Source organism: Ruegeria sp. BC2, assembly GCF_056539245.1.
In genome coordinates this window covers 49,271-63,433 of record NZ_JBQFUQ010000002.1, presented here as the reverse complement: position 1 = coordinate 63,433, position 14,163 = coordinate 49,271, and the positions used below count along the sequence as shown (strand labels likewise).

At 61.9% G+C, this 14,163-nt stretch carries 16 protein-coding genes, 1 other RNA gene and 1 riboswitch; of the genes, 6 read left to right on the top strand and 11 right to left on the bottom strand.

All coding sequences use genetic code 11. The annotated features are described in order from the left end of the window. Positions 1-78 precede the first annotated feature (78 nt). Complete coding sequence (pdxR, locus tag ACR0CU_RS10600; RefSeq protein WP_170439354.1) at positions 79-1,539, bottom strand: MocR-like pyridoxine biosynthesis transcription factor PdxR; 1,461 nt, start codon at positions 1,537-1,539, stop codon at positions 79-81. 142 nt (positions 1,540-1,681) lie between these two features. Here pdxR and ACR0CU_RS10595 point away from each other — a divergent pair, with 142 nt between their 5' ends. Beyond that, positions 1,682-1,990 carry an ArsR/SmtB family transcription factor gene (locus ACR0CU_RS10595; RefSeq protein ID WP_093964304.1) on the top strand — a complete coding sequence of 103 codons (309 nt, stop codon included), beginning with the start codon at positions 1,682-1,684 and terminating at the stop codon, positions 1,988-1,990. Further along, complete coding sequence (locus ACR0CU_RS10590) at positions 1,983-3,011, top strand: permease (protein WP_480643007.1); 1,029 nt, start codon at positions 1,983-1,985, stop codon at positions 3,009-3,011. Before ACR0CU_RS10595 ends, ACR0CU_RS10590 begins: the two co-directional genes overlap by 8 nt. Positions 3,012-3,052: 41 nt before the next feature. Here the strand turns inward: ACR0CU_RS10590 and ACR0CU_RS10585 are convergent, their stop codons facing one another. After that, positions 3,053-3,442, bottom strand: a complete 390-nt coding sequence (locus ACR0CU_RS10585; RefSeq protein WP_170364313.1) for a hypothetical protein — start codon at positions 3,440-3,442, stop codon at positions 3,053-3,055. Positions 3,443-3,492: 50 nt separating this feature from the next. Continuing rightward, positions 3,493-4,254 (bottom strand): DUF1013 domain-containing protein, encoded by a 762-nt coding sequence (locus ACR0CU_RS10580; protein ID WP_093964307.1) that lies wholly within the window; start codon positions 4,252-4,254, stop codon positions 3,493-3,495. Positions 4,255-4,384: 130 nt separating this feature from the next. Between ACR0CU_RS10580 and ACR0CU_RS10575 the strand changes: the two genes are divergently transcribed. After that, positions 4,385-5,026, top strand: a complete 642-nt coding sequence (locus tag ACR0CU_RS10575) for a ribonuclease T2 family protein (protein WP_170447759.1) — start codon at positions 4,385-4,387, stop codon at positions 5,024-5,026. On the opposite strand, the gene ACR0CU_RS10570 is transcribed toward ACR0CU_RS10575, so the two are convergent. Then, positions 5,023-5,511 (bottom strand): hypothetical protein, encoded by a 489-nt coding sequence (locus ACR0CU_RS10570; protein WP_170341383.1) that lies wholly within the window; start codon positions 5,509-5,511, stop codon positions 5,023-5,025. The two genes, ACR0CU_RS10575 and ACR0CU_RS10570, sit on opposite strands and share 4 nt — an antisense overlap. 196 nt (positions 5,512-5,707) lie before the next feature. On the opposite strand from ACR0CU_RS10570, the gene ACR0CU_RS10565 reads away from it, so the two are divergent. After that, positions 5,708-6,205: a lactoylglutathione lyase family protein gene (locus ACR0CU_RS10565; RefSeq protein WP_093964418.1), complete on the top strand. Its 498-nt coding sequence runs from the start codon at positions 5,708-5,710 to the stop codon at positions 6,203-6,205. 71 nt (positions 6,206-6,276) lie between these two features. On the opposite strand, the gene recR is transcribed toward ACR0CU_RS10565, so the two are convergent. The 3 genes from recR to ACR0CU_RS10550 all read right to left on the bottom strand — a co-directional run bounded on the left by recR (position 6,277) and on the right by ACR0CU_RS10550 (position 9,102). After that, entirely contained in the window at positions 6,277-6,870 is a 594-nt protein-coding gene (gene recR, locus ACR0CU_RS10560) for a recombination mediator RecR (protein ID WP_170341385.1), read from the bottom strand. Between the two features lie 46 nt (positions 6,871-6,916). Beyond that, positions 6,917-7,261: a YbaB/EbfC family nucleoid-associated protein gene (locus ACR0CU_RS10555; RefSeq protein ID WP_005980576.1), complete on the bottom strand. Its 345-nt coding sequence runs from the start codon at positions 7,259-7,261 to the stop codon at positions 6,917-6,919. Between the two features lie 86 nt (positions 7,262-7,347). After that, positions 7,348-9,102, bottom strand: coding sequence for a DNA polymerase III subunit gamma/tau (locus ACR0CU_RS10550; RefSeq protein ID WP_170447761.1), 1,755 nt, complete (start codon positions 9,100-9,102; stop codon positions 7,348-7,350). 155 nt (positions 9,103-9,257) lie between these two features. Here ACR0CU_RS10550 and ACR0CU_RS10545 point away from each other — a divergent pair, with 155 nt between their 5' ends. Continuing rightward, a complete protein-coding gene (locus tag ACR0CU_RS10545) occupies positions 9,258-9,761 on the top strand; it encodes a protein-tyrosine phosphatase family protein (RefSeq protein ID WP_170447764.1) in 504 nt (167 codons plus the stop codon). A gap of 3 nt (positions 9,762-9,764) precedes the next feature. On the opposite strand, the gene ACR0CU_RS10540 is transcribed toward ACR0CU_RS10545, so the two are convergent. Both ACR0CU_RS10540 and ACR0CU_RS10535 read right to left on the bottom strand, forming a co-directional pair. Further along, complete coding sequence (locus ACR0CU_RS10540) at positions 9,765-10,172, bottom strand: hypothetical protein (RefSeq protein WP_170447766.1); 408 nt, start codon at positions 10,170-10,172, stop codon at positions 9,765-9,767. A gap of 86 nt (positions 10,173-10,258) precedes the next feature. Beyond that, positions 10,259-10,474: riboswitch (cobalamin riboswitch) on the bottom strand. 30 nt (positions 10,475-10,504) lie between these two features. Continuing rightward, entirely contained in the window at positions 10,505-11,077 is a 573-nt protein-coding gene (locus ACR0CU_RS10535) for a TetR/AcrR family transcriptional regulator (protein ID WP_170447767.1), read from the bottom strand. A gap of 84 nt (positions 11,078-11,161) precedes the next feature. Between ACR0CU_RS10535 and ACR0CU_RS10530 the strand changes: the two genes are divergently transcribed. Further along, positions 11,162-12,019 (top strand): alpha/beta hydrolase family protein, encoded by an 858-nt coding sequence (locus ACR0CU_RS10530; RefSeq protein WP_170447769.1) that lies wholly within the window; start codon positions 11,162-11,164, stop codon positions 12,017-12,019. Between the two features lie 81 nt (positions 12,020-12,100). Here the strand turns inward: ACR0CU_RS10530 and ffs are convergent. Both ffs and ACR0CU_RS10520 read right to left on the bottom strand, forming a co-directional pair. Further along, an RNA gene (gene ffs, locus ACR0CU_RS10525) (signal recognition particle sRNA small type) lies at positions 12,101-12,199 on the bottom strand. Between the two features lie 39 nt (positions 12,200-12,238). Continuing rightward, on the bottom strand, positions 12,239-14,107 hold the full coding sequence (locus tag ACR0CU_RS10520) for a bifunctional 2',3'-cyclic-nucleotide 2'-phosphodiesterase/3'-nucleotidase (protein ID WP_254437589.1): 1,869 nt from the start codon (positions 14,105-14,107) through the stop codon (positions 12,239-12,241). Between the last annotated feature and the right edge of the window lie 56 nt (positions 14,108-14,163).

The following is a 14,163-nucleotide window of genomic DNA, read 5'->3' as shown; positions in this document are numbered from 1 at the left end:
GGCTTGCCATTGGTTTTGGCGCAACGGGGGCATCTGGGTTAGGGCCAGACACGGCGCCGGAGTAGGTCCAGTGTGGCCTCAGCAGGCCCGGATTGCGGCCGCAACCCGCTCGATTCCCGCAGGTATCCGGTCAGCCGAGATCGAGGAATACCCCAGGCGGTAATAGTTCCTGGGCCGATCCGGCCCCGAGAAGAACGCAGCACCGGGCTCGATATGAACACTCTGATTCTGCAGCGTTTTCGCCAGTTCGGCGGTGTCGACGTGGTCCGGTGCCTTCATCCACATCGACGATCCACCAAAGACGCCGCGTCCGGCCACGGTCAACCCGTTCGCCTCGATCGCGTCCTCGATCGTCTTGCGCCGCTGCATCAGAGCCTTGGACATACGCCGTATCTGGGCGTCATAGTGCCCGAGCGACAGGAAATAGGCCGCCGTTCGCTGGATATGGCCGGGTGGGTGTCGGAAAACGAGCGACCGCAGCGCGCGGGCCTCGCGGATGAACGGTTCGGATCCGACCATGTACCCCAACCGCAATCCCGGGAACAAAGACTTGGAAAAGCTGCCCACGTAGACTACACGCCCGTCCTTGTCCAAGGACTTGAGCGCCGGGGACGGGGCACCCAAGAAGGCCATCTCGAACTCATAGTCATCTTCGACGATCATCGCGTCCAGTTCGCGGGCGCGTTTCAACAGGTCGTGACGCCGGGCGACGGGCATTGTCGCGGTTGTCGGGCATTGGTGGCTGGGCGTGGTGTAGATCACGTCGGTGCCGTCCGGGATGGACTCGGGCGGTAACCCATCCTTGTCCACCCGCAATGGTGTCATCGAGGCATCCGAGCAGCGCATAAGCTCGTGCAGAGCGTAGTAGCTGGGATCCTCGATCGCAGCCTTGCGCCCATGGCCCAGAAGAATGCGCGAGGTCAGCCAAAGGGCGTTCTGAGCGCCCAGCGTGATCAGGATTTCTTCGGGCCGAGCGGCGATACCGCGGCGGGGCAAGGTGTGGCGGGCAATGAACTCGATCAGCAACGGATCGTCCTGATCCACGTAGTCGCCGGTCAGCGAGTCGAAATCCTTGTGGCCAAGGGCCCGAACGGCGCAGAGGCGCCAGTTCGCATGATCAAACAGGGTGCGGTCGGCCTGGCCGTAGATGAACGGATAGCTATATTCCCGCCAATCCGGTGGCTTGGCCAGAAAATCACCCTCGGAAAAGCGGCGGGCCAGTGCGGCGTCCCAGTTGACGGTTTCTTCGCTGCGCTGAACCGGTGTGTATTTCGGTGGCACCGGCGCGTTCTGTGACACGTAGTACCCGGACCGGCCTTTGGCCGTCAGATAGTCATTTGCCAGCAACTCGGTATAGGCCAGCGTCACCGTGATGCGGCTGACACCCAGATGCGCGGCCAGTTTGCGCGACGACGGCAGTTTCTCACCGACATGAAAGCGGCCTGACAGGATGCCCTCGGCAATCATCTGCTGGATCTGCGCCTGCAGAGTGCCCTGACCGCCCGGTTTCAGAAAGAAGGTATCGACCGAAATTCCCATGCCTCGTTATATGTTGGACTTAAGTGCAGGGCAATCTGGACTTATTCAGGATCAATGGAAATTTACCCATACGGTTGACACGAGCTTTGCTCATCACTAAAAAACTAAAAAACTAGAAATCTAGTTTAATGGAGATAACCAAATGTGGGAAAAAGCTGCTGCAGGGTTTTCGGCGATGGGGTCCGAGGCGCGATTGCAGGTGCTCAAGACCCTTGTGCGGGCCGGACAGGCTGGTCTGACGGTCGGAGAGATCCAAAGTCGGACTGGGATGGCACCGTCCACCCTGGCTCATCACCTGCGATTCCTGGCGGCAGGCGGCGTGGTCGAGCAGGAGAAATCCGGGCGGACCACAATCAACCGAGCATGTTTCGATGAATTGAGATCACTGGCGCAGTTCATCCTCAGCGAATGCTGCGCGGATGAATCCAGAAAGGTCGCAAACGATGGCTGAATTGACCCAATCCCCGAAGGCCGTTGGTCAAACCCTGTCCGGTCTGCTGAAGACACCCTGGGCCCTGATCGTGGCGATCCTTGTGCTTGTGGCCATTCTGGACCCAGGCAATTGGGTGAACGTCACGACTTTTGCAGCCAAGGCTCTGGTGCACACCGGTCAGTACATCCTGTTTGCAGTGCTGTTGCTGTCCTACCTCAAGGCCAGCGGGGCCGAGACTATGGTTGCCCGGGCCTTCGAGGGCCGCGAAACCCGGATGATCCTGCTGGCCGCTTTGTTTGGCGGGTTGGCTCCGTTCTGCTCTTGCGAGGTGATCCCGTTCATCGCAGGCCTGCTTGCATTGGGTGCGCCCTTGTCAGCGGTCATGGCCTTCTGGCTGAGCTCGCCGTTGATTGACCCGCCCACGCTGTTGATCACGGCGGGCGCTTTGGGCTGGCCGTTTGCGATCGGCAAAGCGGTTGCCGCCGTGGCACTGGGATTGTTCGGCGGGTTCGCGGTGCGTTTTCTTATGCGTCAGGGTGCGTTTGCCCAACCTCTGCGCCACTATGAACCGGCCGGATGCTGTGGCTGCGGTCCGAAGAAAGACACGCTGCTTTGGCGCTTTTGGCAAGAGCCCGAACGCCGCGTCCGGTTCCGTCGGGAATTTGTGCAGAACGGCCTGTTCCTGCTGAAGTGGCTCGCTCTGGCCTATGTGCTCGAGGCGCTGCTGGTCAGCTATGTTCCGGCTGATCTGATCGCGCGGCTGGTTGGTGGCGACGGTGCGGTGCCGATCGTGATCGCCGCCTTTGTCGGGATGCCGGCCTACCTGAACTCGTATGTCGCGCCGCCGCTTCTGGCCGGCCTGATGGAGCAGGGGATGAGCGCGGGCGCGGCGATGTCCTTCATGATCGCCGGGGCCGTCAGTTCCATTCCGGCCATGGCGGCTGTCTGGTCTCTGGTCAAACCCCGTGTGTTCGCAGCCTATATCGGGCTTGGGATCAGCGGAGCTATTGCAGCAGGGATTCTGTTCCAGCTTTTGTAAGAAGAAAACCGCCCGGAGTATTCTCCGGGCGGTTCTGCATATCAGCTTGCGCCGCAGTTGCTTGGCAATTTGAACCGATAGCGTGGTTCGCCGCTGTCCACGAAAACCCGCTTTTCTACACAGGCCGTGGTTCCGACGCTGCGCGCGATCGGCGCCTCGGTCGCGGTGATTGAAGTTGCCGATCCGTCCGGCAACCGAACCGACGCGATGACCCCGTTTTTGAGATCACCATTGATCGGTGTGGCCGACAGTACGGGAACGGTCAGAAACGCTTCGTGTTCGTGTTTTCCATCGCCGCTGAACAGCAGCAGACCGGCAGCTACGGCGATAACGGCCACGCCGCCCAGAATGGCCAGTCCCTTGGTTTTTGCGAAAGCGTAGATCGAAACCGCCCGGTGCGGCCCGAAGATAGACGATAGAATGTTCAGCATGGTCCAGTTCCAAAAAGGCCCCGGTCCATCGGACCGGGGCCAGCACAGTGTCAGTTGCGCAGATCGTCCTCGTCGTCTTCTTCGGCACCGCCCTTGGGCAGGTTGAAGAAGCTGTCGGCATCCACCACTGCTTCGTCTTCTTTTTCCTCGTCGCCGTCATCGGACAGCGAGAAGGTTTCCAGCCCCTCGATCGCCGTGGGGATCTTGGGAGCGGCATCCATTTCCAGCGACTGTTCGGTCGAGACCAGCTTGCGGCGCTCGTCATCGCTCATGACGCCACCTTCCGCGGCCTTCTTGGCGGCGGCTTTCTGGACGGCGGCATCCAGTTCGGACTGTTTGCACAGGCCCAGCGCGACCGGGTCGATCGGCTGCATGTTGGCGATGTTCCAGTGGGTGCGCTCGCGGATCGACTGGATCGTGGGCTTGGTGGTGCCAACCAGTTTGGCGATCTGGCCATCGGTCAGCTCCGGGTGGAACTTGACCAGCCACAGGATCGAGTTCGGGCGGTCCTGGCGCTTGGACAGTGGCGTGTAGCGCGGACCGCGGCGCTTTTCCTCGCCGGCGGCGGCGGGGTTGAACTTGAGCTTCAGCTTGTGCAGCGGATCTTTCTCGGCCTTGTCGATCTCTTCCTGAGTCAGCTGGTTGTTGGCGATCGGGTCGAACCCTTTGACGCCTGCCGCCACATCGCCATCAGCGATGCCTTGCACTTCCAACTCGTGCATGCCCACGAAATCCGCGATCTGCTTGAAGCTGATCGTGGTATTGTCCACCAGCCAAACGGCGGTTGCCTTGGCCATCAGGGGTTTTGCCATCAGCCCGTCTCCTTTGAATACATCTGTCCCGTCGCCGGAATTCGGCGGCCCCGTGGTCTTGGGGCAGGTTTCCGTTGTCGGGGAACTTGGCCCGTATATAGTCGTGCAGATGCAAGAAGGGAAGAGGCGAATGCGCTGGGCATTATTGGGGCTGCTGGTGTGGATTTTCGGCGCGATGGCCGCGCTGGCCAATGGCGAGAAGTCAGGCGAGTTCGACTATTACGTCCTGTCGCTGAGCTGGTCGCCCAACTGGTGCGCCCGCGAAGGCGACGCGCGCGGATCCGACCAATGCGATGCGCGCCACGATCACGGCTGGATCCTGCACGGGTTGTGGCCGCAATACCACCAAGGCTGGCCCTCCTATTGCCCGACAGCCAAGGCGCCGCCGTCCCGTGCGATGACCCGACAGATGGAAGATATTCAAGGCAGTTCGGGTCTGGCCTGGCACCAGTGGAAGAAACACGGCACCTGTTCGGGCCTGTCCGCAGCGGACTACTACGCGCTGTCCCGGCAGGCCTATGACCGCATCGCCCGACCGCCGGTGTTTCGCAAGTTGGACAAAGCCGTGAAACTGCCGGCGCGCGTGGTCGAGGATGCCTTCCTCGACGCCAATCCGGGGCTCGAGCCAGACATGATCACCGTCACTTGCAAGCACGGTTACATCGAAGAAGTGCGCGTCTGTCTGTCACGTGATCTGGACCCGGTGCCCTGTGGGCGGGACGTGATCCGTGATTGCACCGCTTCGGATTCGTTGTTCGATCCGATCCGCTAGAGCTTCTTGTTCTGGCAGTCCCGCGCATAGTCCAATGCCTTGGCGGTGCCTTTCAGATCGATCGCCAAAACCCGCTCGCCCGCGGGGTTGTAGATCGTCATCGTCTTGTTCTGGGCGATGGCCGCAACAAAGTTCCGGTCGGTGAAGAACACGGTCGCACCGGGCACCCGATCCTGCTTGAACCCGATGGCTGTGGCGTCAAAGCTCTTGCCGTCCAGCTCGAACCGGATCGGATAGGATTTGCCGGGCTCGATGTTGCCCCACCCCTTGTGGAAAACGGTGAAATAGCCCCGATTGTCCAGAGCATCATAGCCCAGGCGCACCACGGACAGGTCCTGATACACCGTCTGGATCAGACAGCCGTTGCCCAGATTGGGGTCCATCATGATGTTCCAGCCTTCGACGAACCCCTTGTCGACCAGTTGCTGTGACCACGCGGAAGTGGCGGTGAAGGCGGCGAAGGTCAGGGCGAGAAGGCGTTTCATGGCGGGTTCCGATATCAAATGGGTCAGGCTAGGGCATAGTACACGGTGCGGGGTCGACGGAAAGATCATTCTAGGCCTCGGCAGCAGTGCATGATGATCTATGTGCATGGAACAACACGGCTTTGCCTTGTGGGGCGGGCGCTTGAAACAAGGACGTTGCAAAATACGTCTTGCCCAATAGACCAAGGAGCAAGCCATGCCTCAACATCCAAGAACATTCTCTCACATCGGGTTGTCCGTCCCGAACGTGGACGAAGCCGTGAAATTCTATTCCGAGGTTTTGGGATTTTACGTGATCATGCCGCCAACCGACGTGGTCGAGGATGACACGGACATCGGCGTGATGTGCACGGACGTGTTTGGCCCGAATTGGAAAAAACTGCGTATCGCGCATCTGGCGACCGCCGATCGTATCGGGATCGAGCTTTTTGAGTTTGATGGAAACTACGCGCCGGAAAACAACATCGACTTTCGCAGGAACGGGACGTTCCATTTCTGCGTCCAGGATCCTGATGTCGAAGGCTTGGTGGAAAAAATCGTGGCGGCCGGCGGGAAACAACGCATGCCTATCCGATACTACTACCCCGGCGAGAAACCCTACCGCATGGTCTATGTCGAGGATCCGTTCGGGATAGTCTTCGAGATCTACAGCCATTCCTATGAATTGACCTACTCGTCGGGTGCCTACACCTGACCGATGGGTAAAGTGGTACCTTGCAATCGGGGAGGGGCGAGAGCGTGCTGCTTGCAGGCAGCACGCGGCGGCTACAGTTCTTTTCGCGCCCGCAGCGCTGCGGTGATGGTCCCGTCATCCAGATAGTCCAACTCGCCCCCGATCGGCACGCCCTGCGCCAGCGAGGTCAGGCGGACCTGTCCTTCCAACTGATCTGCGATGTAATGGGCCGTGGTCTGCCCGTCGACGGTCGCGTTCAGGGCCAGGATTACTTCCGTGATGTTTTCGGCGGTGACGCGGTCGCGCAGGCGGGGGATGCGCAGGTCTTCCGGGCCGACGCCGTCCAGCGCCGAGAGCGTTCCGCCCAGCACATGGTAGCGGCCTTTGAACACGCCCGCGCGTTCCATCGCCCATAGGTCGGCCACGTCTTCGACCACGCACAGCTCACCGGTGGCGCGGTCTTCGGAATTGCAGATGTCGCAGATGTCGGTGGTGCCCACGTTGCCGCAGTTCAGGCACTCGCGCGCGGTGGCGGCGACCTGCTGCATGGCGTCCGACAACGGCGTCAGCAGCAGGGCGCGTTTGCGGATCAGGTGCAGCACCGCCCGCCGTGCCGAGCGCGGCCCCAGCCCCGGCAGCTTGGCCATCAAGTCGATCAGGGCGTCGATGTCACTGTTCGAACTCATGGCCTGTCCTGCGTGGCTTTGGCGGCGGGGGTTTGAGGGGCGAAGATCAGAACGGCAGCTTGATGTCCGCCGGCAGACCCATGCTTTCGGTCAGCTTGGCCATTTCTTCCTGCGACCGCTCGGCCGCCTTGGTCTGCGCATCCTTGATGGCGGCCAGGATCAGGTCCTCGACCACTTCCTTGTCGTCGCTGTTGAAGATCGAGGGGTCGATGTCCAGACCTTTCAGTTCGCCCTTGGCCGAGGCCGTGGCCTTGACCAGGCCCGCGCCGGATTCGCCGACGACCATGATGGTGTTCAGCTCTTCCTGCATCTGCGCCATCTTGGTCTGCAGTTCCTGCGCGGATTTCATCATCTTGGCCATGTCGCCCAGACCGCCGAGTCCTTTGAGCATTTGTATGTCTCCTGTCATTCGATTTGCGGCCTAAATACGGGCCGTCTGCGTCCTTCACAAGGGCAGCGCGCCTTCTGCGCGGATGATCAGTCTTCCTCGAACGGGTCCCATTCGTCTTCGACCTCGGGCAGGGCTTCGGTTTCGACCTTGGCCGCACGGTCCTCGGGTGTTTCAATCCGGGTGATGCGGGCCTTGGGGAACTGACTCAGAACCGCCTGAACCAAAGGGTGTTCTTCGGCCTTGGCCTTCAGCGCCAGCTCGGCCGCGTCGCGCAGTTCGGCGATGGTGGGCGCGTCCCCGTCCGAGACGATTGAGACCGCCCAGCGATTTCCGGTCCAGCGCTGCAGCGCGGACCCGAGCCGCGCGGCCAAGTCGGTAGGGGCCTTTTCGGTGGGTGTGAATTCGATCCGGCCCGGCTGGTACGAGACGAGGCGGACGCTGTTCTCGACCTCGACCAGCAGCTTCACGTCGCGGTTGGCGCGGATCAGCTCGACCACATGCTCGAACGTTGGATAACGCGCCAGCGCGGTCTGCAGGTCCTGGGCCAACGCCGCCGTCGGCGCACCGCCCACGCCACGCGGGGCAGGCGCATGGGCCGAGGCCGTCGCGGTCACGGGCGGGGCGCTGTTTCCGGCAACCGGAACGCCGCCCCCCGGCCCGCCGACGGGCGGCGGAGGGCTGTCCTGAAGGCGTTTGATCAACTCTTCCGGGCTGGGCAGATCGGCCACATGGGTCAGGCGGATCACCGCCATTTCCGCGGCCATCATGGCGTTGGGGGCGGCCGAGACTTCTTCGAGCGCCTTCAGCAGCATCTGCCACATCCGGGTCAGCGCCCGCATCGGCAGCGCCTCGGCCATCTGCTGGCCGCGGGTGCGTTCATCGGGCGAGACGGTGGGGTCTTCGGCCGCGTCGGGGGTGATCTTCACCACCGAGACCCAATGCGTGATTTCGGCCAGATCGCGCAGCACCGCCAGCGGGTCGGCGCCCTCGGCATATTGCGCGCCCAGTTCGGTCAGGGCCCCGGCCGCATCGCCGCGCAGGATCATGTCCATCAGGTCCAGCACGCGGCCCCGGTCGGCCAGTCCCAGCATCGCGCGCACCTGGTCGGCGGTGGTTTCGCCGGCACCATGGCTGATTGCCTGATCCAGCAGCGAGGTCGCATCCCGGGCCGAGCCTTCGGCGGCGCGGGTGATCAGTGCCAGCGCGTCATCCGAGATTTCCGCGCCCTCGGCGGTGGCGATCTTGCGCAGCAGGCCGATCATCACTTCGGGCTCGATCCGGCGCAGGTCGAACCGTTGGCAGCGCGACAGCACGGTGACCGGAACCTTGCGGATCTCGGTCGTGGCGAAGATGAATTTCACATGCTCGGGCGGTTCCTCCAGCGTTTTCAACAGCGCGTTGAAGGCGCTGGTCGACAGCATGTGGACTTCGTCGATGATGTAGATCTTGTACCGCGCGCTGGCCGCGCGATAGCGCACGCTGTCGATGATCTCGCGGATGTCGTTCACGCCGGTGCGGCTGGCGGCGTCCATTTCCAGCACGTCCACATGGCGGCCTTCCATGATGGCCACGCAATGCTCGCACTGGCCGCAGGGTTCGGTCGTTGGGCCGCCATTGCCGTCGGGGCCGATGCAGTTCATGCCCTTGGCGATGATCCGGGCCGTGGTCGTCTTGCCGGTGCCGCGGATGCCGGTCATGATGAAGGCCTGCGCGATCCGGTCCGCCTCGAACGCGTTTTTCAGCGTGCGCACCATAGCATCCTGACCGACCAGGTCGGCAAAGGTTTCCGGGCGGTATTTTCGGGCGAGAACCTGATAGGCGGGGCTGGACTGTGTGGTCATGTCTGCTCTGACGGATTCGTACTGACAATGCAGGGTAGAGTTCCCGGTGCCCCACGTCCACAGCGCCGGTGCAGGTTTTTCGCTTTGGCGAGCGCGCGGTGTGAGGCATACTGCGCGGATCAAGTTCAATCAGCCAGTTTCGGGGGGAACGTCTGATGACAAATCTTGTGGTTCATGCATTGCAGGTGGGCGGCGGTACGCTGGCCCTGACCTCGGTTCCCGGCGGTGGCGGCGACTATGAGGGAGACCTAGACCTGATTTCAGCTTGGGCGCCGGGGCTGGTGATTTCGATGACAACCCTTGCCGAACTGGTTGCCGTGGGTGCGGGCGAATTGGGTTGTGACATCCATCGGCGCGCCTGTCGGTGGGCACATCTGCCGGTCGCAGACTTCTCGGCGCCGTCGACCGAGATATCCGGCCGCTGGCCCGCAGTCAGCGCCGCCGCCCGCCATGCGCTGTCGGGCGGCGGGCGGGTACTGGTCCACTGCCGGGGCGGTTGCGGACGGTCGGGCATGGTTGTTCTGCGCTTGATGATCGAATGCGGCGAGCAGCCGGAACAGGCTCTGAAACGCCTGCGGGCCGTACGCCCCTGCGCGGTCGAAACCGATGCTCAGATGGATTGGGCCGCCGCCCCGGCGCGCGAGGCTCTGGCGACCTGACCTTCAGGCGGTTGCGCGGAACTCGCGCTCGGCCCTGACCACGGGCATGATCGCCGTAGCCTGCAGCATCGCACAGGGTCGATCACTGATGACCTGCGCGGGCAGGGCGTCGCTCTGGTCGTCAAACAGCATGTCGGCATAGGTTTCAAGACAGTCGGACGGGGTGTCGGCGGCCGCTCCGCAATACACGCGGATCCGTTCGGAACGTGCATCGAACCGCGCCGTGCAGCCATGTTCGCAGTGGGCCAGTTCGCCGCTGCCTTCCACTTGGAAGTCGGGGGATGTCGCGGCCTGCGCCGTCGCCATTGCCTGCGCGATGGCCCGTGCCATGCGCGCCAGTGCCGGGCAGGTCTTTCCGGTGCGCTGGCAGATGGTTGCCGCGAATTCATGGGTGTCGGTCTTCCAAATCATGTTGCGCCCTCCGCGCGCTGGGCGGGGTGGATTTGGACAGACGCCGGTTTCAAGGCCAGACCCTGCCCGGACACCCCGTCCGAGTTTCGGTTTCACGTTTGATGGCAGGTCTCCTGACTTGCGGGTCTTTGCTTTGCCGACCTTCCCAACCTTGCGGTCAGTGGTATTTCGGCATCGCTCTCCGCCTACAGTTGCGGGGGCAGTCGCGGCCTTGGTCCGCTCCGGAGTTCCGGGTTGGACCGCACCGTGTTCCCTTTTCATCCCGGACCGAAACGGCACGGGAACCATCCCCTCATCGCTAGCGGTGTATCCGGGATCGAGTCAAGACGGTTTCAGCCCGGTTGCCGGAGTGAGTCCCAAGGGAACAGATCAGGCAGTCTGCGCAGCACATTCGAATCCCTGCGGGCACGGGCCAATTGCCAGCCGCCCTGCATTACGATGAACAGGGTGTCCGCAGCATTTTCAGGGTCGGAAACTCCGAACCGCGCGGCGTGATTTCGAACTTCGACGATCCAGCTTTCATACAGACGGTCGGCATGTTCCCGAAACGCGCGGTTGTCGGGACTTTCGAAAAGGGTGGCGGCGATGGGGCAGGTCTCCCATTGGGCCGAGGTGTCGAACAGCTTCGCGATCTTGTGGCACAGGGTGATGACCCCGTCGCGAAAATCCGCGGCGTCGTTGAATGCCGCAGCAATCATGCTCAACATCCCGTCCGAAGCCCAACTGGCCGCCGCCAGGGCCAAATCCGGCTTGCCCTTTGGAAAATGGTGATAAAGCGAACCCTTGGGGGCCTGCGCTTCGGCCAGCAATTCCGCCAGACCGACACCGTTATAGCCCGAGCGCTGGAACAGTTGGGCGGCAGTCACAATCAGGCGATCTTTGGTGTTTGGTGGACGTTGGGTCATGCAGGCCAAATATTGACAGGCCTAGACCAATTGGTCCAGACACAAAGTATTAGACCGATCGGTCCAGAGTGTTTGGAGGCAAAGATGTTGGATTCGCAGCACGCGGTTGACGTGGAAGACTTTCAGTTTCCGTCGGGCCAGACCCAGCTGGCGGCGCGGCTTTACACTCCGGCGGTCGAGCCGCAAACCGTTGTTGTGCTCAACGGCGCAACAGGAGTGCCACGTGACTACTATCAGCACTTTGCTCGCTGGCTGGCCGCCGAGCGCGGTATGGCTTGCCTGACATATGATTACCGGGATTTCGAGCATTCGCTGATCGGGCGGCTGAAGGACTCGAAGGCCACGATGGCGGACTGGGCGCTGATCGACATGCCCGCAGCGCGTGCCGAGATGCGCCGTCGCTACCCGCAGGCAAAACTGTGGGTGATCGGGCATTCGGTCGGTGGAATGCTGGGTCCGCTGCAACCGGAAATCGAACAGATCGACCGGATGATCTGTGTGTGCGCAGGTTTGGTGACGGTGGCCGATCACCCGTGGCCCTACAAGGGCTTGGCGACTTTGTTCTGGTATGGCCATGTGCCACCTCTGGTGCGTCTTCTGGGGTACCTGCCGGGGAAACTTCTGGGATTCGGAGCCGACTTGCCGGCGGGCGTCTATTGGCAATGGCGCAAGTGGTGTACATCGCCCACCAGCTATCTGCCCGAACTTGGTGACACGCTTCCCCAGGCGGATTGGAGCCGGGCGAACGCCACGGCGGATATCATTGCGTTCGAGGATGACCAGACAGTGCCACCGCCCGCCGTCTGGCGGCTGGCTGAGCTCTATGGTCCGACCGCCCGTCGGCACTTGTTGGAGCCCAAGGATTTCGGACTGTCCGAAATCGGTCATATCGGCGCCTTCGCCCGGCGCAGCAGTGCCGTTTGGCCGCGATTGATCGCCTGACCCGCCCGCAAGCGCGGTTTTCAGGAACAACGACGAAATGCAGAGGTTTGATTGACCCGGCCGAATACGCGGAGCGGCGTCAAGTGAGAGGTTGGACATCGACCCAAGCGGGGCTCGTTGTGGCTGCTTCCTTCCGGACCTGACCAGGTTGGCGAGGCGCTTGCCCGCGCCAACCTCTCGACCGCCGATATAGGCATCACGCAGCCGCTTGGCAACCCGTCACAAAGACAGGCGTACCCGAAGAAACCCGCGCGCGTCCTGCCCGTCGGTGGTGGCTGCAAAGTGGTCGAGCTCGTGCAGGTAGTTCGCAGCGCGTGGCCCGGTCTTCAGAATCACGGACCGGCCCGCCTGCGGAACAAAGGAAAAGCTCTGGGCGGTGTTTTCCACCGGATCTGGCCCCAATCGTCCCGCCAGATAGTCGCGCAAGATACCCTGGAGGCTCAGTGGCGGCACCGGGATCAGGCGGGCCGGGTCTGGGACGGGAAAGTTGCCGCCGCCATTGGCTCGGTAGCTGTTTGATGCAACGACGAATTGTTCATCCGGATCGACGGGGCGGCCCTGAAAGGCAAGATCGCGCAGGCGGGAATGGGACGTGTCGATCAACTGGCCGCTTAAATCATATCGTGCGGGCTGGGTCAGATCGAACCTGTAGGTCACCCCATGCAGCACGTCGAAATTGTGCCCGGTGCCCTCGGGGTTGATCAGAACCTGCTCGTCGCTGTTGCCAAGTTGGGAAAACTGGGCAGCCGACATCTCCAGCCACTCGGCGATCTGGCGGCCATCCAGCAGCATGGCGGCCAGTTGGTTTGGAAACACATGCAAGTCCGAGACATGCCTTACGGTGACATCGCCAGCCGGGACTTCGGTGTAATGCCGTGGTCCGGCCCGGCCTCCGAATTTCGAAGGTGCGGCTGCGGACAGAACAGGGAGGGTTTCAAAGGTCGTTCCGGCCAGAACCGGTCGCAGGGCTGCCGCCTGTGCTGCGGCGACCAAGTTCAGCCCCTGATCCACCCCGCAAAAGGTGAAATAGCTGTGCAGGGTACGATTGATCCGGCCCACCGGCTGGGCAGCGGCTTTGCGGGTCGCCTTATGGGCGGCGGCAAAAAGTTCGACCATCTCAGGGTCTTCAGGAACGACCCGAGCGCCGGTTTCAGCCCCGCCCGGGCAGATCGCGCGCAGATGCGCGCTGTGACCAGCAATTCTCACTTCTCCCGTGGCGTTCACGGCAAGCGTCAGGTCGATCACCCCCAAATGCGACCCCGCTGATCCGGGCATGACCACGGGTCTGGCCAGCTGCGCGTTACCATCGCTTGGGTCGGGTAGTGTCAGGTGGGTGTGTCCGGCCACGATTGCATCAATACCGTCCAGAGCAGAAAGCTGTGCGACCACATTTTCCGACATCGGCGCGGCGTCGGGCTCGCCTAGGCCGGAATGTGCAAGAGCCACAATCAGATCGCAGCCCTGACGTCGCAAATTCTCGGCCATCCGGCGCGCCGTGGCGACGGCATCCTCGGCTGCAACCTGGCCTTCCAATTGTGGTGCTTCCCACTTCACCGTCTGCGGAGGCAGGATCGAGAAAACGCCAATTCGGACAGGAATGCTTTGGCCGTTGATGTGGACATTACGGGTCAGGATGGCCTGTTCCTGCCAGGGCGCGACCCCGGTTAGACACTGCATGTTGCTGCACAAAACCGGGCAAGGTACCCGAGAAACGATCCGGCCCAGAGTTGGCAGACCAAAGCCGAAGTCGTGGTTCCCCAGCGCAATTGTGTCGTAGCCCAAGCGCCCAAAGGCGGACATCAAGGGGTGGGTCGCGTCGGTCTGTTCGGCCGCCCAGTCACCCAGAAGTGTCCCCTGAAGGGAATCGCCGTTGTCGAACAGCAGGACAATTGCATTTGCCTTTTCCGCCTCTTGACGTGCAGAGCGGATCAAGCTGGCGGTTCGGGTGAAGCCCACACTTGGTTCCTGCCGGTCCGCATAATAGTCGAAACTGTTCAGATTCATGTGCAGATCGGTCGTTGCAAGAATCCGGATGTGCGCGGTTTTTAAGTGGGGATGTACCTGAAGCAGGGAGGATTTCAGAGCCAATTTTCTTCTTTTAGGTGCTGTTGTGCATACGTTTTCACTGAAAGGTAGAATACAGG